The 20,700-nt window shown below is 31.7% G+C and carries 23 protein-coding genes, 2 tRNA genes and 1 rRNA gene; 3 read left to right on the forward strand and 23 right to left on the reverse strand.

Features of this window, described 5'->3' with window-relative positions:
- Nucleotides 1-219: 219 nt before the first annotated feature.
- The 3 genes from JG776_RS09405 to JG776_RS09415 form a co-directional block, all read right to left on the reverse strand.
- The gene (locus tag JG776_RS09405; protein WP_291966895.1) at nucleotides 220-1,557 is read right to left on the reverse strand and encodes an MATE family efflux transporter; all 1,338 of its coding nucleotides are present in this window, start codon (nucleotides 1,555-1,557) and stop codon (nucleotides 220-222) included.
- 81 nt (nucleotides 1,558-1,638) lie between these two features.
- Entirely contained in the window at nucleotides 1,639-2,151 is a 513-nt protein-coding gene (locus tag JG776_RS09410; RefSeq protein ID WP_291966896.1) for a nucleoside recognition domain-containing protein, read from the reverse strand.
- Complete coding sequence (locus JG776_RS09415; RefSeq protein ID WP_291966897.1) at nucleotides 2,148-2,726, reverse strand: nucleoside recognition domain-containing protein; 579 nt, start codon at nucleotides 2,724-2,726, stop codon at nucleotides 2,148-2,150. The genes JG776_RS09410 and JG776_RS09415 overlap by 4 nt, the downstream gene beginning before the upstream one ends.
- Before the next feature lie 178 nt (nucleotides 2,727-2,904).
- On the opposite strand from JG776_RS09415, the gene JG776_RS09420 reads away from it, so the two are divergent.
- On the forward strand, nucleotides 2,905-3,375 hold the full coding sequence (locus tag JG776_RS09420) for a hypothetical protein (RefSeq protein ID WP_291966898.1): 471 nt from the start codon (nucleotides 2,905-2,907) through the stop codon (nucleotides 3,373-3,375).
- 91 nt (nucleotides 3,376-3,466) lie between these two features.
- Here JG776_RS09420 and JG776_RS09425 read toward each other — a convergent pair whose 3' ends face one another.
- The 3 genes from JG776_RS09425 to JG776_RS09435 are packed head-to-tail and all read right to left on the reverse strand — an operon-like array spanning nucleotide 3,467 to nucleotide 7,623.
- On the reverse strand, nucleotides 3,467-4,816 hold the full coding sequence (locus tag JG776_RS09425; RefSeq protein ID WP_291966899.1) for an HD domain-containing protein: 1,350 nt from the start codon (nucleotides 4,814-4,816) through the stop codon (nucleotides 3,467-3,469).
- Between the two features lie 12 nt (nucleotides 4,817-4,828).
- Nucleotides 4,829-6,667 (reverse strand): ATP-binding protein, encoded by a 1,839-nt coding sequence (locus JG776_RS09430; RefSeq protein ID WP_291966900.1) that lies wholly within the window; start codon nucleotides 6,665-6,667, stop codon nucleotides 4,829-4,831.
- 2 nt (nucleotides 6,668-6,669) lie between these two features.
- The gene (locus tag JG776_RS09435) at nucleotides 6,670-7,623 is read right to left on the reverse strand and encodes a DNA double-strand break repair nuclease NurA (RefSeq protein WP_291966902.1); all 954 of its coding nucleotides are present in this window, start codon (nucleotides 7,621-7,623) and stop codon (nucleotides 6,670-6,672) included.
- Nucleotides 7,624-7,830: 207 nt separating this feature from the next.
- Here JG776_RS09435 and JG776_RS09440 point away from each other — a divergent pair, with 207 nt between their 5' ends.
- A complete protein-coding gene (locus JG776_RS09440; protein WP_291966904.1) occupies nucleotides 7,831-8,073 on the forward strand; it encodes an AbrB/MazE/SpoVT family DNA-binding domain-containing protein in 243 nt (80 codons plus the stop codon).
- A gap of 80 nt (nucleotides 8,074-8,153) precedes the next feature.
- Here JG776_RS09440 and rsmI read toward each other — a convergent pair whose 3' ends face one another.
- From rsmI to JG776_RS09490, 10 genes are all read right to left on the reverse strand, one after another.
- A complete protein-coding gene (rsmI, locus tag JG776_RS09445) occupies nucleotides 8,154-8,993 on the reverse strand; it encodes a 16S rRNA (cytidine(1402)-2'-O)-methyltransferase (protein WP_291966906.1) in 840 nt (279 codons plus the stop codon).
- Nucleotides 8,994-8,995: 2 nt separating this feature from the next.
- The gene (locus tag JG776_RS09450) at nucleotides 8,996-9,727 is read right to left on the reverse strand and encodes a tRNA1(Val) (adenine(37)-N6)-methyltransferase (RefSeq protein WP_291966908.1); all 732 of its coding nucleotides are present in this window, start codon (nucleotides 9,725-9,727) and stop codon (nucleotides 8,996-8,998) included.
- A gap of 11 nt (nucleotides 9,728-9,738) precedes the next feature.
- Complete coding sequence (locus JG776_RS09455; RefSeq protein ID WP_291966910.1) at nucleotides 9,739-10,281, reverse strand: TlpA disulfide reductase family protein; 543 nt, start codon at nucleotides 10,279-10,281, stop codon at nucleotides 9,739-9,741.
- Nucleotide 10,282: 1 nt separating this feature from the next.
- The gene (locus JG776_RS09460) at nucleotides 10,283-10,960 is read right to left on the reverse strand and encodes a cytochrome c biogenesis protein CcdA (RefSeq protein ID WP_291966913.1); all 678 of its coding nucleotides are present in this window, start codon (nucleotides 10,958-10,960) and stop codon (nucleotides 10,283-10,285) included.
- Between the two features lie 505 nt (nucleotides 10,961-11,465).
- Nucleotides 11,466-11,636 (reverse strand): 4Fe-4S binding protein, encoded by a 171-nt coding sequence (locus JG776_RS09465; RefSeq protein WP_018660104.1) that lies wholly within the window; start codon nucleotides 11,634-11,636, stop codon nucleotides 11,466-11,468.
- A gap of 84 nt (nucleotides 11,637-11,720) precedes the next feature.
- Nucleotides 11,721-12,629, reverse strand: a complete 909-nt coding sequence (locus JG776_RS09470; protein WP_291966919.1) for a stage 0 sporulation family protein — start codon at nucleotides 12,627-12,629, stop codon at nucleotides 11,721-11,723.
- 1 nt (nucleotide 12,630) lies between these two features.
- Nucleotides 12,631-13,593: a DNA polymerase III subunit delta' C-terminal domain-containing protein gene (locus tag JG776_RS09475; RefSeq protein ID WP_291966921.1), complete on the reverse strand. Its 963-nt coding sequence runs from the start codon at nucleotides 13,591-13,593 to the stop codon at nucleotides 12,631-12,633.
- A 12-nt stretch (nucleotides 13,594-13,605) separates the two neighbouring features.
- Nucleotides 13,606-13,935: a cyclic-di-AMP receptor gene (locus JG776_RS09480; protein WP_291966922.1), complete on the reverse strand. Its 330-nt coding sequence runs from the start codon at nucleotides 13,933-13,935 to the stop codon at nucleotides 13,606-13,608.
- 2 nt (nucleotides 13,936-13,937) lie between these two features.
- Entirely contained in the window at nucleotides 13,938-14,561 is a 624-nt protein-coding gene (gene tmk / locus JG776_RS09485; protein WP_291966924.1) for a dTMP kinase, read from the reverse strand.
- 6 nt (nucleotides 14,562-14,567) lie between these two features.
- Entirely contained in the window at nucleotides 14,568-15,977 is a 1,410-nt protein-coding gene (locus JG776_RS09490) for an aminotransferase class I/II-fold pyridoxal phosphate-dependent enzyme (RefSeq protein WP_291966926.1), read from the reverse strand.
- A gap of 127 nt (nucleotides 15,978-16,104) precedes the next feature.
- Here JG776_RS09490 and JG776_RS09495 point away from each other — a divergent pair, with 127 nt between their 5' ends.
- Entirely contained in the window at nucleotides 16,105-17,241 is a 1,137-nt protein-coding gene (locus JG776_RS09495; RefSeq protein ID WP_291966928.1) for a hypothetical protein, read from the forward strand.
- Here the strand turns inward: JG776_RS09495 and JG776_RS09500 are convergent.
- The 7 genes from JG776_RS09500 to JG776_RS09530 all read right to left on the reverse strand — a co-directional run.
- Nucleotides 17,238-17,741: a hypothetical protein gene (locus JG776_RS09500; protein WP_291966930.1), complete on the reverse strand. Its 504-nt coding sequence runs from the start codon at nucleotides 17,739-17,741 to the stop codon at nucleotides 17,238-17,240. The two genes, JG776_RS09495 and JG776_RS09500, sit on opposite strands and share 4 nt — an antisense overlap.
- A 240-nt stretch (nucleotides 17,742-17,981) precedes the next feature.
- Complete coding sequence (locus tag JG776_RS09505; RefSeq protein ID WP_291966932.1) at nucleotides 17,982-19,118, reverse strand: iron-containing alcohol dehydrogenase; 1,137 nt, start codon at nucleotides 19,116-19,118, stop codon at nucleotides 17,982-17,984.
- 119 nt (nucleotides 19,119-19,237) lie between these two features.
- A complete protein-coding gene (locus JG776_RS09510; RefSeq protein ID WP_291966934.1) occupies nucleotides 19,238-19,390 on the reverse strand; it encodes a XapX domain-containing protein in 153 nt (50 codons plus the stop codon).
- Nucleotides 19,391-19,409: 19 nt separating this feature from the next.
- Nucleotides 19,410-19,577, reverse strand: a complete 168-nt coding sequence (locus JG776_RS09515) for a DUF1427 family protein (protein ID WP_291966936.1) — start codon at nucleotides 19,575-19,577, stop codon at nucleotides 19,410-19,412.
- 582 nt (nucleotides 19,578-20,159) lie between these two features.
- A tRNA-Leu gene (locus JG776_RS09520) sits at nucleotides 20,160-20,243 on the reverse strand.
- A gap of 53 nt (nucleotides 20,244-20,296) precedes the next feature.
- Nucleotides 20,297-20,373 (reverse strand) — tRNA-Asp (locus JG776_RS09525).
- 241 nt (nucleotides 20,374-20,614) lie between these two features.
- Nucleotides 20,615-20,700: ribosomal RNA gene (locus JG776_RS09530) — 23S ribosomal RNA — on the reverse strand; the annotation flags it as partial.

Raw genomic sequence — 20,700 nt, forward strand, 5'->3', positions numbered from 1 at the left:
CAGGACGTGCCGAGCCGAGCGGCCATCAGGACGATGGCATCGCGAGGGTAGGACTTTTTCAAACAAAGAAAAGCTTAGAATTGCTTGGCGAAATGAACGGATGCCCAAAAAATCCTTCATGGGGCTAATCAATATATAACTTTTTCAACAGACTGAAAGAATTTATAGAATATAAATCCTTTATGGGGTTAAAAGTTATAAGTGATGAGGATGCCATTCTTAAGATTTTTTTACTACTACCTTCTTCTCCCATCTTCCTGTTCTATAATAAATGTAATTAAGTGTGCTTCCTACTACCCATCCAATGCCTATAGACCACCAAACACCATTAATACCTATACTACTTGACAGATATTTTGCAAGGGGAACTCTAATTCCCCAAAGTGCAATTAAGCTTGTTATCATAGGTACCATTGTGTCTCCAGAACCTCTTATTACACCTGACACTATGAACATAAAGGCAAATGTAAAATAGAACATTCCCACTATTTTTAAATAATCAACTCCAAAGTCAACCACTTCTTTTTTAGAGTTAAATACACTTATAAGCGGTTCTGCAAATATTATCGCAAGGGAAGCAATTATAATAGAGAGCAAAACTCCTATTAAAAGTGTTCCTCTAAATCCTCTAACCACTCTATCCTTCTTGTTTGCCCCTAAATTTTGTCCAGTAAATGAAGATACAGCAGCACTTAAACTCATTATTGGCATAGACATAAATGAGTCTATTCTTCCTGCTGCACCGAAGGCAGCCATTGCATCTACTCCAAATACATTTATAATTGAATTTAAAAATACCATAGCCAAGGATACCAAAGTCTGCTGAACTCCCATTGGTATTCCTATTTTTATTATTTTCTTTAATATTTCCTTATCTGATTTTATACTATCCAATTTAATTTTAAATAGTTCGTGCTTTTTGTTAATGTAATTTACGCTGAATATAAAGGAAACAGCCTGTGCTATAACTGTTGCAACTGCAGCCCCTACAACACCAAGCTTAAATACAAAAATAAATATAGGATCAAGTATTATGTTTATAACTGTTGCTATCATTAAGAAGTATAAAGGCGTCTTTGAATCCCCCATACCTCTTAATATTGCTGCAACTCCATTATATCCAAACATAAACACCATACCCAAAAACATCGTTATTAGGTATTTATTTGAATCATTCAAAATAGAATCTGGTGTATTTATTAAAATTAATACAGGCTTTGAAACTATTACTCCTAAAATTGTTACTACAATAGAAGAAATTAATAAAAAATATAGGGTGGTATTTATTGATTTTTTAACATTTTCATAATCCTTCGCACCAAAGTATTGGGAGATAATAATACTACTACCCATAGTTACTCCCATAATTAATGAAATAAGCATAAATAATATCGGGAAGCTAACTGTTACTGCTGCAAGCCCCTTTTCTCCAACTCCTTTACCTACCCAAATACTATCTACGGTATTATAGAGAGTTTGAAGAAGGTTTCCTAAAAGCATTGGTATTGCAAAATATATTATTTGCTTTATCTCATTTCCCTTTGTTAAATCCCTCAAATATATCTCCTCCTTTGTACGTTTATATTATATATCAAAATATTAAATTGATGTAATATAAAATTAAAGAATTAGTTCTGTTTACCGAAATATCCAAATAAAGTTACAGACTATAATACAGCTTATTATATGTGCAATTAGGGCTACTATTAGAGTGTGCCTTATTTTCTTGACTCCAATACTTCCAAAGTATAAAGATATTGTATAAAAAATTGTCTCACTTGAACCCATTATAAGAGCTGCAATAAACCCTTCAGTTGAATCAACTCCATAGGTCTTCATTATATCTGTCATAACCGATATAGCTCCACTTCCAGATAAGGGTTTTATTAAAATCATAGGAACTACTCCTGAAGGGATATTAAACAAATTATTTATTGGAGTTAACAATTTAATAAACAAATCAAGAGCACCTGAACGCCTAAACACATCTATTGCAAATATCATTGTCAAAAGAAATGGAGCTATATTAAAAACAGTTTTAAACCCATCCTTTGCACCATCAACAAAAACTTCATATACTTTAACACCCTTAAACATTGAATATATAAGCACAAATAAAATAAAAGCAGGTACAAAATATATTGAAATCATTTATACCACCTTCTAAATATTGTTTCAAGAAATAGTGCTATAAATAGTGTTAATGTGCTAACTGCAATTGTAGGTCCTATTATGCTTGATGGAGATGAGGAACCTAAATTAGCCCTTATTGATATTACTGTTGCTGGAATTAGCTGTATGCAAGCACTATTTATAATAATGAATTTAATCATATAATCCGATGCAGTATCCTTTTTAATGTTAATTTTCTGCATCTCCTCCATAGCTTTAATTCCAAAGGGAGTTGCTGCATTTGAAAGCCCAAGCATATTACTTGCAATATTCATTACTATAAAGTAGAGAGCCTTTTTATTTTTGTTTTCAAGATTTGGAAAAATAAATTTCATAGGTAATCTTAACACTGCATAAAATAATTCTATAAGTCCAGATTTTTCACAAAGTTTCATTATGCCGGACCATATAGCCATAATACCAAGAAGGCTAATACAGAGTTTTACAGAACTTTCTGCCGACTGTGCGACTATATTTGTAAAGTCAACTGGATTATAAAAAAAACTAACCAAGATGCCTACAAAAATCATTAAAAACCATATAATATTAACCATTTTATGCTCCTATAACGTGTTCTCCTTAAAAATATATACGAAAATTAACAAAATTAGTATTTATTTTTATTGACAAAAATTTTGACTTATCTTAAAATTAACATAACATTAACCACCATTTACATAGACTATGTTAATATATAATTAGAAACCTCAAAAATTTACGGGGGTGGTTTGGATGATTTTAAAGCCAATGGAAGTTAAAAATCTAAAGAGAGGAAAATGGATCGACGTTGAAGTATATGATGGGGACGTGCGTGTACTCCGCAGAAACTACTGTGGTGTCTATGAATTATTCCATAGGGATAATCTAAGAAAAATCGAATACTTTGAAGATCTTCAACTTTTTAAGATCCGATATGGAACACTCATAAAAAAATTCCCACTCACTAACATATCAAAACAAAGGCTCGAAATATACAAAGTAGCAGAACATTTAAATCTATCCTCACTTCTAAAATGGTTTTCCACGTATGGTATGGTTAATTTAAAAAAGTCAATAAACATAGATGGTCTAAAAATAGATTATTATTTATGGTCATCATATACAGATGCTTGCAATTGCGAGTTCCAAATTATTGAAAGCAAAGATGGATATACCATAAATATATCTAAAGAGCCTTTTGAGAAAATTAAAAGAGCCTCATAATATTTGAAAAAGATTTTATGTATATAAATAATCCCCAAGAAGGAATTACTCTTTCTTAGGGGATTAACTATTTATAATGAACTTAAACTTTTTATTTGTTTCTTTTTATAAATTCAATTGCCTCCTCCCTTGAGTTTATTTTGTTTCTAAATATAAGCTCATTTGTTCTCTCTAATATTTCCCCAACTCTTGGTCCTTCAATGTTTAATATGCTGCATACATCCTCACCAGAAATAAACCTATCCTTCTTATTTACATAATCATAATACCTATCCATCAAATTTATAACAAATTGAAAATATTTATCACTTTCACCATTTTCATCAAGAAGGCTTCTTGTAGCAAGCACGTCATATAAGGATGCTATTAATACCGATGGTAAATTCACACCAAAATCCTTTATTAACTTATACATTGCCTTGTCACTTGGACCCTGCTTAAAAAGTCCAAGTATCCTCATATGGCCCTTTATAACAGATTTAATCAATGCTGCCTTTGAATTAGACATAGGAAGCCTTTTTAATATTGCGTTAAATTCATCAATTCCCGTAACATCGTGTCCTTTAAATGTTATTTTGCCATCTATATCCTTAAAGGCCTTTACTTTACCTATGTCGTGTAAAAATGCCGCAAGCTTTAAAACTTCTAATCTTTTGGAGGTTCCAATATTCTCATAAAGATACTCTTTTATCTTATCTCCCCATTTAGTATCGTAAAGTTCTTGGTACCTATCCTCTAAAAACTTAAGTGTTAGGGTTGAGTGGGTATAGGCGTCAACAAGATGATACTTGCATTTACCTATCCTTTTCATTTCCTTCATAATAGGAAATATTTTTTCTATAACCCCTATATCGTCTAACATTTGTATATAATCATAGCTATTATTAAATTTTAGTATTTTAAAAAGTTCATCAGCTATTCTCTCACCCTTTACAACTTCTATATATTCTATATCCCTCTCAAACAATATTTTAGTCTCATCATCAATGGTAAACCCTAATTCTCCCTTTAGCCTATATGCCCTTAAGATTCTTAAGGCATCATCCTTTATAATATTTTCTGATGTGTGCCTTATTATCTTCTTTTTAATATCCTCCATACCCCCAAGTACGTCTACATATTCCTCCTTAACTATATCATAGGCTATTGCATTTATTGTAAAATCTCTATTTTTCAAATCCTCATATATATTATCCCCCTTAAAATTTGAAAAATCAAAAACCATCCCATCTACAACTACCCTGTATACATCATCGTGTAGTTTAATCAACTTTCCATTTGTGTTTTTGCTAAAATACTCTGACACATCAATATAACAAGAAGTCGTAAAATCATAATCCTGAACTTCTCTATTTATCAAAATGTCCCTTACAGCACCACCAACTAAATAAATTGGAATATTGTTTTGCCTGCTGTATTGCTTTATTATGTCTAAATACATCATAATCATCTCCTACTTTCCGTCATAGTATTCTCCTAAAAATGCACTGTTTTTGATTATAAAACCTCTTTTAGATAATTCATCTAAGTAATACTTTAAATCCTCTATATCCTTTATTTTATCCCTATTTACCTTAGATAATATATTTAAAAGGTCAGTTGTATAAATTGGCAAAAACTTTTCTATCTCTTGATACACTTCTTCATATTTTTTATCCCTAAAACTTAATAGCTCATCAAATGGATTTTGAGTATGGCTGGTTGTTGTGTGTGAAAGTCTTATTCTAACAGGTACTGTTCTTCCAAATAGAGCCGAGGATATAAAAACATCCCCACTTCTCAAATATGGTAGTCTTTTTGCTTCTTCATTTGTTATATCTGTCTCTTCCTTTATTGTTGCAATGTCCGATGCCCTTACTGTTCTAAACACAAGCTTTGTATTCAGCTGTGCTGTAACCGTTTCATCAAGGAGTGTCGGACGCTGTGTTGCAAGAATTAAAAACACTCCATATTTTCTACCTTCCTGTGCAATCTCCTTTATTATTGACTTTGATGGTGTATCATATCCCTTTGGAGCAAAATTATGGCTCTCATCAAAAGCTATTATAAATGGTGGGAAAAAGTCCTTATGCTCGCCTCTTTGAACAGAATCTCTATAATCCCTTCTCTTATGATAAATGTTTGAAATTAAATAGGTTGAAAACACATTTAATAACTTAATAGGGCCTTGCACAACCGCAATTTTTCCATCCTTTAAACACTTTTCTACTCTTGTTATATCGTTTGTAAATATACCATCCTTATACAATCTCTGTAATCTCCACAACACACCATTAACGGATTGAGGTGGTAAACTTCCAAACTCTCTATATATATCAATCATTTCATCGAACTTACCTGCATCCATATCATCATCGCATTTTGCCTTTCTGTCTAAAATCTTCTTTTCACTTCCTATCTCAAGTGCCTCCTTCAATAGAGATAATCTTCTCTCAAAGGAGAAATAGGTATCCTTATTTTTGTGAACTTGTTCAATTACATTAGTCATCGAGTCTGTTAACGTTCCTGCAGATGCTGCTCCAATAAGGTTTATTAAATCCCTATTAGTTAAGTTGTCAAATTTTACACCCACTGCCTTTCCTATTTCTAAACATTCAAATCTATCTATAAAATCGTATTGATATTTTTTGTCTACATCCTTTTGGTTCTCTCTAAAATTCATTTCAAAATGGGGATCAAGTACAACTGTTGGTATATTTTTCTTCATCAGTTCCTCAAGTATAACCCTAAGACCAAAGGATTTTCCTGAACCCGAACCTCCAAAAATACCTATGTGCGGATACTGTTGCATTGAAGCTACATCAAATATAAAGGGAACACCATTTTGATTTATGATTTTTCCATCTTGATATAATAAAAATCTATCTTTAAGTTCATCCTCCATTGTATCGTAGAGCTCCTCAGAACTTTTTATGACACCAAGTACAAGTCCCGATTCAAGCTTTGACTTTAAAAGTAAGTCTTTAACCTCATCAAATCTTGGTACTCTAACCTCCGAACCTACCTGTATTGGATATTCTGCCTCCACCATAAGCCTTACCTTTGCTATATAAAGGGTATTTTCATCTATACTGTACCCTAACGCTTTCAATGAGGCAATCACACTTTTATCCACAAAATCCCCATTTATATCAAGCGGAATAAACCTGTTATATGCACTGGTTTCTACAACTTCGCCTCTTAAAAGTCCCTGTCTTTCATCATTTATAACAAGTATTTGATTTATTTTAAATGGTGTTTTATCTGAAACAACAAATACCTCCTGCTGATTGGTAATTCCAACAACCTGCATAATTAATACCCCCTCTTATTTCTCTTTGGATTGAAGTAAACTTCTACAACTTCCTTATCTAAATAGCCATCTATTAAAGCCTTTAACTTTTCATCTGTAACCTTTGTTTCAACATCAACTAAATCAATCAAATAAGGAATTCCCCTTGATTTACTAAATGTAAGTGTATATATTAAACTCAATATACCTTCTGATACAGCCTCCTGTTCCTTTAAAAAATCAATTCCTATAGCCTGAGGATCATCTGAAAACCTTGCATAAAAACTTTTAATGCCACCATCCTTTTTTCTGGTTTTTATTTCCTTTTTTAAATATAGATACTCGCCTTCGCTTAACATATTAAAGAGTATCTCCCTATCATAGATAAACTCATCATCAAGTTGTCCATCTTTTATAAGTACATCACCAATATCCTTTGTTTTTACTTCTTCTGTTATCCCTACTATTATTTTATTTTTATAAAGAGCAGATTTTTTTAGTTCATCCCATTCATAAGGGCAGTCTATTTTATAATGAAGTAAAGAACCATCCATAAAAATAATATTAGCCTCACAATTATTTATGGCATCCATAGCTGCCTTAATTTCCATTTTAGACATTGTTGCTCTTCTTTTTATTGCATCCTCATCTTGAGTCATATTTTCCTCTAATAAAGGTGTATAAATATCTTCATACTCCGCCTTATATCCCTTTGTACAAAGTGCCACAGCTCTAATTAATGAAATATAGTGGGGATATAATCCTCCAAAATTATTTATACTACCATCAACAGCAACAACACCTTTATCACAGGAAACAGCCCTTAATTCCTGTTCATTTAATTTTTTTGATTTTTTTATTGTAGCAATATCGTTTTTTATAAGATACTCCTTTATCTTATCTCTATCCAATTCTTTATTTTTATCCTTTAAAATAGAATTTAAATTTTCCAATTTCTTCTTCAACCCGTCAAACATAATACATTCACCTCTTTAAAATATTCTACACTAAATTCATAATATTTGAAATAAGGGACAAAATAAAGGTAAGAGCTTACCAAATTGTTAATTAAAATATTTTATTAAATTAATTAGAAAAATTAAGTTAAAGTCATTGACTTTTAATGGTAACTTTGTTATTATCTAATTAAGAAATGTCGAAGATTGTTGAAGGAGGTAGTACATATGAAGTCCACAGGAGTAGTTAGAAGAGTAGACGAACTTGGTAGAGTAGTTATTCCAATCGAACTTAGAAGAACACTTGACATAGCTGAGAAGGACGCACTTGAAATCTATGTTGACGGAGAAATGATAATCCTTAAGAAGTATCAACCAGCTTGCATATTCTGCGGAGATGCAAGAGATGTTGTTAACTTCAAGGAAAAAAATATCTGTAAAAACTGCTTAGCTGAAATAAAAGCTGAATAACAATATAGGTGCCACCCAGGTGAAATGTGACATTATGTATTATTTGAAAAATGTCACATTTCACCTGGGTGGCACTTTTTTTATTCTATAGTATATTTATAAACCTCTGATTTTTTAAGTCCTCTTTCCTTTGCTACCTTTTTTATTGCATCCTTTTTGCTCAATCCTTCATCTATGTATTTTTGTATATGTTCCCTTATATCTATATCACTAAATTCTTGTCTTTTTTCCTCTTCAATTTCCTCTTTACTTTTCCCCTCTAAAACTAAAACATATTCTCCCTTTGGTTCTTTTTCTTTATAAATTTCTATAGCTTCAGATAAGTTTAATCTTTCTATCTCTTCATATCTTTTGGTAAGCTCTCTACAGAGGGATATCCTTCTATCTCCAAAATATTCATATAGGTCACTTAAGGTTTTTTCAAGTCTATGTGGTGCCTCATAAAATATTATTGTTCTTGTTTCATTCTTTAATACCTCAAGTCTCTCCCTTCTTTGTTTTCCTTCCCTTTCTAAGAAGCCTTCAAAAACAAATCTTCTTGTCGGAAGACCTGAAACCACAAGAGCATATAAAAAAGCAGAAGCACCTGGAACGTGTACAATATTTATGTAGTTTTCAATAGCAAGTTTAACCAAATCCTCACCAGGGTCTGAAATGCCTGGCGTTCCTGCATCCGTCACAAGAGCTACACTCTCACCATCTAACAATCTATTTATAATTTTGGGGCCCATCTCATATTTATTATGCTCGTGGTAACTCACAAGTGGTTTTTTTATTTCAAAGTGGTTTAGTAGTTTTAATGTTTGCCTTGTATCCTCTGCTGCTATAAAGTCAACTTCCCTTAGTGTTTTTATAGCTCTAAAAGTTATATCATCAAGATTACCAATTGGGGTTGCAACTAAATATAGTGTCCCTGCCATATTTAACACCTTCCGTATATATTTAAAATTTCTTGTGTATAAGTTCCATCCTCATTATATACATAAAGAGGTTCTTCTATCTTTAAAAAATCTCCCCCACATTTTACAGCCTCAATTAAAACCATTGTAGGAGCCTTATTTACCTTAGGATAAACAAATCTAATCCTCTTTGGATTAAATTTGTTATTATTTAATGCAATTATTATGTCCTTTAACCTCTCTGGTCTATGTATCATATAAAAACGTCCTCCACCCTTTAAAAGCCTCGAAGCTGAAAAACAAAGTTCATCTATATTTATTAGAATTTCGTGCCTTGAAATTGCCTTTGTATCCGACATATTTAATATACCTGATTTTCCTTTTTTATAAGGCGGATTTGAAATAACAACATCATATTCATTTATTCCAATGTAATTATAGCAGTCTTTTATATCCCCTTCAAATATTGTTATTTTTTCGCTTAAACCATTTAATTCTACACTCCTTCTTGCCATATCTGCTACATCCTTTTGTATCTCCACTCCAACAATATCTTTTGGTTCATATTTTCCATATACAAGAAGAGGTATTATACCTGTTCCTGTCCCCAAATCAACTACCCTATCCTTCTTTCTAACTACCGCATAGGATGATAGTAAAACAGCATCAATTCCAAAACAAAAATAGCTTGGATTTTGTATTATCTTAAGTCCCTTTAGTTCCAAATCATCCAATCTTTCACCAGTCTTTAACATACGTCCTCCTTTTATTTTAGTGCTTCAATGTAATTTTTCAAATCCCTCTTTTCCATAAATCCTATATGTATAGTTTCAATATTAAATTCTTTATTTATTATAACAGTTGTAGGTATTCCTGTCACACGGTATAATGCTGCTACATCAGTTTTTTCATCTAAAAGTGGTTTTATTTTGTAGTTCCTTTCATTTAAAAATGCCTCAACTGTTTTTTTGTCTTCTCCTACATTTACGAAAACAAAAACTACATTGCTATCATTCTTATACTCATCAACCAATTGAATAAAACCTGGAAATTCTGCCTTGCAAGGAGGACACCAAGTTGCAAAAAAGTTTACTATAATTGCTTTACCTTTATAATCTGATAATTTTATTTCTTGTCCTTCTATATTTTTTAATGTAAAATCTATTGCCTTGTCATTTGCCACAACATTTTCTTCTTTTTGTTCAGTTTGATTTGTCTTGTTCGTATCCTTTGGAGTCTTTGAATTTATTGAACATCCTGATAAAAATAATATACTAATTACTAAAATAATTGAAACTATTTTTTTCATATTAAAAACCTCCTAAAATATTTGTTAAAATATATAGTTTTCCTGTAAATAATAAAATACCAGTTAATATTAATATTACCCCTGAAACTATTTTAATTACATTTGCCTTTTGCATAATAAGCTTTGAAAAGGCTCTGGATTTGTTTATAAATATTGAAAAAATCAAAAATGGTATTAAAAGCCCAAGTGAATACACAAATAAATAGTATGCTCCTATAAAGCTTGATTGTCTGCTTGCTGCAAGCATCAAAACGCTTGATAGTATAGGGCTAATACAGGGAGTCCATCCAAGTGATAGACTTACTCCAAGCAAAAATGAAGAAATTAAACTACCTCTTTCTATTTTAAAATCAATCTTTACTTCCCTATTTAAAAAATCTGATTTAATCACTCCTAAATAAAACAATCCCATAAATAGTATAAATACACCTAAAATTTTGTTAAGCAGCTGTCTATTTATTAATAAAAATCTACCTATGGTTCCCGATAGAGCACCAAGGCTTATAAACATTAAAGTAAAACCAATCATAAAGGCTATAGTATTGATAATAATATTTTTCTTATTTGCCGCCTCCCCTGTTATATAGGTTAAATAGATTGGTATTAAGGGTAAGAAACAGGGAGATAAAAAGGATAAAACCCCTTGTGTAAATACCAATACAGTTGATAACCTTTCCATACAACACCTCCAGTAAAGCTTTATATACCCTTATATGGTATATTTATATATTATCATATTTATATTTCTTTATCTATATTCATTTTTTATAAAAAGTTTTTATTATCTAAAATAATAAACAGGTATTTAACAATACCTGCCAGATTGTTGAGAAACCTACTTGTGAGCTAAATTTTGAAAAAGCCCCATGAATGGATTTCAAAAGGCTCTTTCATGAGCTTTAGCAATTATTACTTTTCGACTTTGAAAAAGTCCGTAATTCGGCACAGGACGTGCCGAGCCGAGCGGCCATCAGGACGATGGCATCGCGAGGATAGGACTTTTTCAAACAAAGAAAAGCTTAGAATTGCTTAAGCCGTAGAACGAATGCCCAAGAAATCCTTCATGGGGCTAATCAATATATAACTTTTTCAACAGCCTGAAGTATTTAACAATACCTGCCTATTATACACATAGTATGAATACAAATATAAAAAGGCCTTGTTAGGCCTTTTTACTATGTAGATTATTCTTGAACTGGAGCTCCTACTGGGCAAACATTAGCACAGTTTCCGCAGTCGATGCAAGCATCTGCATCAATAACGTAGATTGAATCTCCTTGGCTTATGCAGTTAACTGGACATTCTGAAGCACAAGCTCCACAGTTTACGCAAGCATCAGTAATCTTGTATGCCATAAGTTTCACCTCCTGAAAACTTCTAAGGTTATTTTATCACGTTTTTTTAAATCTGAAAAGTATTACTTAGGCAAAATATAGCCATTATTCCTCTAAAAGGCTGTTAATATCTACATCAGATTCCTCTAATTCTTCAATTTCTGATTTAATCTCATCATCAGATATCTCTCTATGTTCATATTGTCCCTCGATTAATTCTATATTATGTACAGAGTATGTTTTAATTTCAACATCATCTGGAGTTTTGAGCTTAACCTTTACACTTTCTCTTATTATGCTGTTTTCTATAACCTCTCCTTCTCCATCAGGAGTTTTTACAATTGAACCTACTACAGGAGTTATTTTTCTTATTTCCTCATAGGTCTGCTGCTCATAGTTTAAGCAACACATAAGTCTTCCACATACTCCTGATATCTTAGAGGGATTTAAAGATAGGTTCTGTTCCTTTGCCATCTTTATAGAAACAGGTTCAAATTCACCTAAGAAGGTTGCACAGCACATAGGTCTTCCGCAAGGGCCAAGACCTCCAACCATCTTAGATTCATCTCTTACGCCTATCTGCCTTAATTCTATTCTTGTTCTAAATATTGCTGCTAAATCCTTTACAAGTTCTCTAAAATCTATTCTTCCATCTGCAACAAAGTAAAATATAACCTTGTTATTGTCAAAGGTATATTCTACATCAATTAGCTTCATTGGGAGGCCGTGTTCTTGTATTTTCTTTAGGCATATTTGAAATGCATCCTCTTCCTTGGCCTTGTTCTGAAGATTTTTTAATTTATCCTCCTCCGTCGCAACTCTAATCACCTTTTTTAAAGGTGCAACTATTTCATCCTCTGTTACTTCCTTTTTTCCAATAACAACCTCTCCAAACTCTATTCCTCTTGCTGTTTCAACTATTGCATAATCACCTTTATTTATATCAAGTCCGTCTGGGTCAAAGTAATAAATTTTACCTGCCCTTTTAAATCTTATGCCAACTACAGTAACCATATTAAACCTCCTGTAAATCTAAAAGTAGCACCGTTACAGCCATTTGAAAATTAGCATTCTTATCTATGTTACCCTTTGCACTTAAAAATAGTTCTAAGAATTTATTTAATCTCTCGTGTGAAAACGCACCACTTAAATTCCTTATAACACCTATTTTATCGATATTCAAGCAATAGTCTTCCCTTAGTGTATTTTTAAATACCGATATATCCCTAAGAAGAGTTATTATTATATCAAAAACAGAATCTATATTACCTTTATTTTCTGTAAAAAAGTCCTCTATCTTTATAAAATCTAAATTGTTAAATTGAGCTATTCTTGAAAATATATTAATTGTTTCATCCCTTAAAATTTGATATTTGCTATCAAGCATTTTAAGGGCATTTCCTATAATCCCATCACTTAAATTTGAATATAGTTCCGCCTTTTGTTCATCAACATTTATACTCAATAAATATTCCTTTACCTTACCTGTTGGTATTCTATTTAGCTTGTATATTTGACATCTTGATTTTATTGTATCAAGTATTAAATTTATATTTTCTGCAAGCATTATGATAGTGGTGTTAAGGGGTGGTTCCTCTAACGTTTTTAAAAAAGCATTTTGCCCCTGAACAGTTATCAAATCTGCTCCCTTTATTATTACAACCTTTTTATCACTCTCGTAAGGCTTTGTATTTATCTTTTCAGTAAGATTTCTAATGTCATCTACTCCTATACTATTTTTAGGGGCAATTACTATAACATCAGGATGATTATTATTCTTCACCCTAACACAATTTAAACATACACCACAGGGTTTATTTTCTCCTAAGCATAAAATATAAGATGCCATAAACCTTGCAAATATGCTTTTGCCCACACCATCAGGACCCGTTATTATAAACGAATGGGCAAGCATGCCTTTATCTGCTGTTTTTAAAAAAAGCTCAACTTGAGCATCCTGCCCCATAACATTAATCATACAATCACTCCATTATATCCTTTCAAATCTTTCAATATCAAGAACAAAAACTGTTGCTCCTCCTATTGTAACTTCTACAGGCGTTGGAACAAACACTCCCGTTGAACCTACAATAGGCGAAGGCATAGAAACTGCTCCCTTTCTTGTTTTACAAACATCCTGTATTATAGATAATACACTATCTACCTTTTCCTTTTCAACTCCAATTAACAAAGTAGTGTTACCAGCCTTTAAAAATCCCCCTGTCGTCGCAAGCTTTGTAACTTTATACCCATTGTCTGTCAATTCCTCTATAAGCTCAAATGAATCCTCATCGTGGACAATAGCAATTACAAGTTTCATAATTATTCCTCCCTTAATAAATTCTCAACTATCCCTATAATCTTATTATGTATATGGTCAACGTCTAAAGTAGCATCAATCTCAAACACATTTTTTCTTTTTCCCTTTAGTCTATTATACCCTTCATATACCTTTTTGTGAAACTCTATTTTTTCCATTTCCAACCTATCAAGTTTTCCAGAGTTTTTCTTCCTCTTTATTCCCTCCTCTGGTGTCAGCATTAGGAGAAAAACCGCATCTGGAACTAATCCTCTTGTTGCTATATTGTTTATTACCTCTATTTTTTCTTCACCTATTCCCCTTGCATAGCCTTGATATACTATAGATGACTCAACAAATCTATCACAAATAACGACTTTCCCCTGCTCAATATTTGGAAGTATAAACTCCTTTACAAGCTGTGCCCTTGATGCTGCATATAAAAGTGCCTCACATATAACATCCATCTCTTTATTTTCCACATCAAGAATTACACTTCTAATCTTCTCACCAATTGGGGTTCCCCCTGGTTCTCGTGTTAAAACTACATCAAATCCCTTTGAAATTAAATATTCTTTAAGTAGATTTATTTGAGTTGTTTTCCCTGCTCCATCTGGCCCTTCAAATGTTATAAATATTCCCTTCAAAAATCATCACTCCTTAATAACATAAATATACTCTGCACCTTCATCACTTATTCCGTTAAAGGTTATTTTACCTCTATTTTGTTCTATAAAATCTATTATATCATCAGTTATTTCCTCACCCGGCATAAGAAGAGGTACACCTGGAGGATATGGAACAAGCATCTCAGCACTAATACGCCCTAATGCCTCTTTAAGAGGTAATCTCTCTTTTTTGCTATAATAAGCACTCCTCATATTTATTCGGATTTTATAATCCTTCTTTAAAAAAGATTGACTTTTATTTTTACCTTGTATAAATTTATTTTTAATGTCTAATAGTGCAGTATAAAGATATTCATAATAATCTTCCTTGTCAAACATACTTCCTATTAGAACTATGTTATTATCATCAGACATCTCAACTTGTATTTTGTATTTTTTTCTTAATATTTCATTTAGATTATGTCCACCTATATCGGAAAAGATAACTATTCTTGTTGTATCTATATCATTGATTTTATACTTTCCTATATCTTCAATTCCTAATGTCTTGTAGCCTATTAAATTTAGCCTATTTCTTAGTTTATTTGCATAATATATTGTTTTTTCTAAAAGTTCCTTACCACTTCTATTCATTATACCTATTGCTGCATCAATAGAGGACATTAGAAGATATGATGGGCTTGTTGTTTGAAACATATTTAGCATAAATTTTATACCATCAATATTATCTATGTTTACATTTAAGATAGAACACTGGGTTAGTGCTGGAGTTGTTTTGTGAAGACTATATACCGCAGCATCTGCACCAAGTTCAATTGGATCCTTTGGTAAGTATGTAGAGCATTTTAAATGTGCCCCGTGGGCAGAATCTATAAGAACGTAAATATTTCTCTTTCTTGCCTCTTTTATTACTTTTTCTAAATCAAAGCAGGTACCATAGTATGTTGGATATGTTAGAACTATTGCCTTTGCATCTAAATTCTTATCCATTACATCTATTATTTCTTCAACATCTAATGAGACAGGTATGTTAAATTCTTCATCTATAGTAGGATTAACATACACAACCTCTAAATCCCCTAAAATACAGGCAGAATATACTGACCTATGACAATTTCTTTGTATTATTATTTTCTCCTTTGGATTTAAAAGCCCCAAAATCATACTGTATATTCCTGCTGTTGAACCGTTAACTAAAAAGAAGCTATGCTTTGCACCATAAAATTCAGAGGCTCTCTGCTGAGCTTCTTTTATTATCCCTGTTGGTACGTGAAGGTTATCAGTTCCATCTACCTCTGTTACATCTATTGAAAATAAACTTTCCTTTAAAATTTCAAGCTCATTGAAATTTAAGGTATTTCCTTTATGCCCAGGCATATGGAATCTAATTTCAACTTCCTCTTTATATTTTAATAGATCATCTACTAAAGGCAATTTTACTCCTCCCTTAAGTTATTATATTATATTATAACAAAAATATAAAAATATAATAAAGCAATACTATTACATAATTTATTAACAAATGTCAAAAAATAATATAAAAAGTTTGAGGAGTGGTATTATGAGTAAAACTATAATCCGTGAACTTGTCACTGGATATGTTGAAAATTTAAAGGAAAGGATATCTTCAATTGTTAAGGAATTATATAAATCAAATGATAGCTCAAATAGTGAAAATATTGCCAGTAATGAACTTATAAAACTTTTAAAGGATGAGGGATTTAATGTAACTGAAATACCTGATATTAAAAATGCATTCATTGCAAAGTATGGAAACTCTGCTCCTAATATTGCATATATTTGTGAATATGATGCTGTAGATGGTCAAGGATATATAAATGGACATAATATACAATGCTCTATGAATGTATTAGGTGCTATAGGGTTAAAAAGAGCTATAAGCGAAATTGGTGGCAGCTGTACTGTATTTGGATGCCCATCAGAGGAAAAGGAGCCTACAAAGATAAAAATGCTTCAAAATAATCTATTTAGTGATGTAGATGTTGCTTTATGTGCACATCCTTATACCAAAACTTTAGAGAGTGGTTCTTCTTTATCTATGCTTATTTCAAGTTTACAATTTAAGGGATATGGCTGCTCTACACTTGTAAACTTTGATAAAGGAATAAATCCTATAACTCCTGCTGCAATAACAATATCAAGCATTGAAACAATTAAATCTAAATATAAAGAACACATATACATAAACTACACATTAACCGACTGTCTTGATGATATATGCTCTATAGCTGAAAAAAGCTGCGTTAAGGTTTTAATTAAATCAGATCAAGACAGGTTAATCGATTTTATTCAAGATGATATACTTGATATAGCAAGGCTCTATTCAAAAATATACAAATGCGATTTTGAAAATAATACTATAGTAAGATATGTTCCCTTTAAAACACACCAAGAACTTTCAAAGGTGTTTTGTCACAATCTAAAGGAAAAGGGGATTGTTGATATACACGGGCCGATGATTATGAGCCAAAGTTTAGATATGGCAAACATAAGCTATAAAATACCCTGTATTCACCCTTATATAGGTATAACAGAGAATAATGTAGAATATTATACAAAAGAGTTCGCAGATGCAACAATTAAGGATTTTGCATTAGAACAAACTATAAAAGCAGCAAGTGCTCTCGCACTTACTGGAATAGATATAATTGAAAATACAAAAATAATAAGCCACTAACTTGCTAGTGGCTTTTTTTTCATTATATGGTTTATTTTATTTATGAAATTTGAGCTTGGTTCAAAGCAAAAACTATAGACTTTATTATCTAATTTGTATATAACTCTATATAGATTATGCTTCTTTGTTGAAATACAATATTCCTTATATTCAATATCATCGCATATCTTATCTATAACCTTCTCAACCTTCATTATGTTTTTTATATCAATACTTAACTCAACTTTTCTTCTATTGCCATCGAATCTTTCTATAATTAGTTCATCATCTATTATTTGATATCTGTAACGTCTGTTACATTTTTTCCATATCTTAAGCTGTAAAAATATTAGAAGTAAAACTATAAGATACAATACATAGTGAAAATTATTTAAGTATCTCTTTAAATCAGTTAAAACAACTGCAAAATTAAGTACACATAAAAAAGTTATTATACCAAGTATAAACTTTGCAAACCTCTTTTGTTTGTACTCAACTATTTCTCTGTATAAATACCCCATATATATCTCCTTCTCTCTAAGTTTAACAAAGAGATTATATGATATATCTTTAAATAATGCTACATTCAAAAGAGGCTAAAAAATCAAACCTTCTTTTAAAAAACGCTATTAATAAAAACTATTACGCTTAAATATAGTTATAAATAGTTTATCTCACTTTTATTTAGTTTTTCTCAATATATTGATGTCTATTATTTAACAATCATTATATTGTTATATTTCAACATACTTTATAGTTTATTATAAGTCCATATTCCCATAAAATATACAACTTAATATATGCTTCATTTCATCAAAGTTAACTTTTACAGGATTCACCCTTGTTGAACCCTTTAAAGAATTCTCAGTAAGTTCATCTATTCTTTGAAAAAATTCTTTTTCATCTAAACCTAAATCTTTAAAAGATAAAGGTATATTTAAATTTTTGTTTAGCTCTACTACCGCTTTTATAAAGTCTTTTGTTCCAATTTGAAGTGAAAGATAATTAAGCCTTTCTTTTACCTCTTCATCCTTTGAGTTAAACTTTAGAACATAGGGTAGGCATACTGCATTTAATAAACCGTGGGATAAATTGTATTTTCCTCCTATTGCGTGGGATATACCGTGGGCCATACCAAGCCCTACATTTGAAAAGGCACAGCCAGCCATACACTGATATTTATGCACCTTATCTCGTGCCTTTTTATCTCCATTATAAGACGAAACTAAATATTTAAATATTCCCTTTACTGCACCTTCTGATAGTACTTCTGTAAACTCATCTATGTTTTTGTTTATATAACATTCTACAGCGTGTGTTAATGCATCCATTCCTGTTTCAGCAACTACTTCCTTTGGCATTGAATATGTCAAGGTAGAATCTAATATTGCATAATCTGGTATAAAGGCATCTGATTTTAGACCTATTTTTATATCTTTTTCTTTATATGTTATAACAGATGCCCTTGTAACCTCTGTTCCAGTCCCTGATGTTGATGGTATTGCAATAAACTTTGTCCTACGCCTTATCTGTGGCAAAGTTGTTCCCTCTACCTTTTCTATATCTAAATCATATTCATAAAATAGTGCCATAGCCTTTGCTGCATCAATAGGAGAACCTCCCCCTATACCAATTACAATGTCAGGGTTAACCCTTTTCATTTCTTCTATTCCTAATTTAACAACTTCTGTTGTAGGGTTTTTAGCAACTCCTTTAAATATATGTACTTCTACATTTTTTTCCTTTAAGATACCAATAAGTTTATCTATAGCCCCATTATCAAACATAGACCTTCCGCCAGTTACAATTATCACCCTTTTCATCTCTATGTTCTTTATATATTCAATTGAATTTTCTCCAATTATAATACTTTTCCCGTGAAATTTAAGTTCCTTCATCCTACCACCCCATATAACATTTTTATTTATTATAACATAAAAAGTTTCATCCTGGTTTGTAATACCAAAATGAAACTTTTTAAACTTTTCATATATAAAAAGAGGGTAAAATTACCCTCTTAAAACATTTTTGCTATCATACTTCCTAATAATACTCCTAAAACTCCAACAACACCAGGTAATGTTGTTGGTGCTGGTAGTGGTAAATTCATCTTCTTGAATAGAGCACCTAATATCATACCTGCTACTGTTGCTAATAGTATTGTCATCATTTTACTTTCCCTCCTTTAATCATTTTGAAATCTTATCAATTACAACTGAACCAAGCCATACACCAAAGATACCCATAAAGGCATCAATAGTTGGCGGTGCTGGTACAGGTAGGGAAAGCTTTTGAAATATGAATCCAACAATCATTCCTGTTACCAGTGATAATACTACAAGCTTTGCCTCCTTCAATGCTCCTTTCTCCTTTCAATCATAAACCCTCCGCCCACCCTAGCTATTATATTCTATCTAAATTATTGCCAAAAATCAATAGAAAAATGTGCTATACTATTTAAAATTTTAGAAATATTTTTGGTATTTATTGTATGATTAAGTTTTATAGTGAAGTCCATTTCATAACTCCTGTTATAAAACTATCCACACTCAAAGGAATGTTTCATCCCAAGCAATTCCACTTTATAGATAATTCTATCTTGTTTTTTGGCTACGTAATTATTTTATGTTTTATTTACTAAAAATACATTCATCTTCCAATTAATATATTTAAACAACTTATTTCAATATTCTAATCAAAAATAATATCAATCAAATAAATACCTTTTTTTAAATATAAAATACTTTTATTCGATACTCTAAGAAAATAATAGTCTCCATTAATAGTGAATGAACCTTATCTTTAGCACTCATAACCTTTCCGTGCTATATGTGTAGGAATAATTGTTAAATAATAAAGAGATGGCATTCTAAATGGATGTCATCTCTACACTATCAATTGAAAAATAAAAAGCTACCCTATTGGTAGCCTTATACATATGGTGCGGGCGGAGGGACTTGAACCCCCACGCACTGGGCACTAGATCCTAAGTCTAGCGCGTCTGCCAATTCCGCCACGCCCGCTCGTTACATAATTTATTATATAATATATTTTTTAAAAATGCAATAATAAAATTTGGCGACCCAGAAGGGGCTCGAACCCTCGACCTCCGGCGTGACAGGCCGGCACTCTAACCAACTGAGCTACTGGGCCATACTATCTTTAAGCGACCTACTCTCCCACACCGTTCGGTGCAGTACCATCGGCCCTGCTGTTAAATATCATGTTCGGAATGGGTACGGGTGTTTCCTTCACGACATTGTCACCGGATATTTTAAATGTTTGAAGTTTGATGTTGGATGTTAAACCTTTTAGGTATTCCTAACGTGTAACTTTTCCAACTTCAAGTTCCATCAAAACTGCACAACCAAGAAGTTCTTTTCTAACTTCTAAATTGATCAAGCCCTCGACCTATTAGTACCAGTCAGCTAAACGCCTCACGACGCTTACACCTCTGGCCTATCAACCTGGTGTTCTTCC

Source organism: Caloramator sp., assembly GCF_020054765.1.
In the GTDB taxonomy this organism is placed as follows: Bacteria; Bacillota; Clostridia; order Clostridiales; family Caloramatoraceae; genus Thermobrachium; species Thermobrachium proteoclasticum.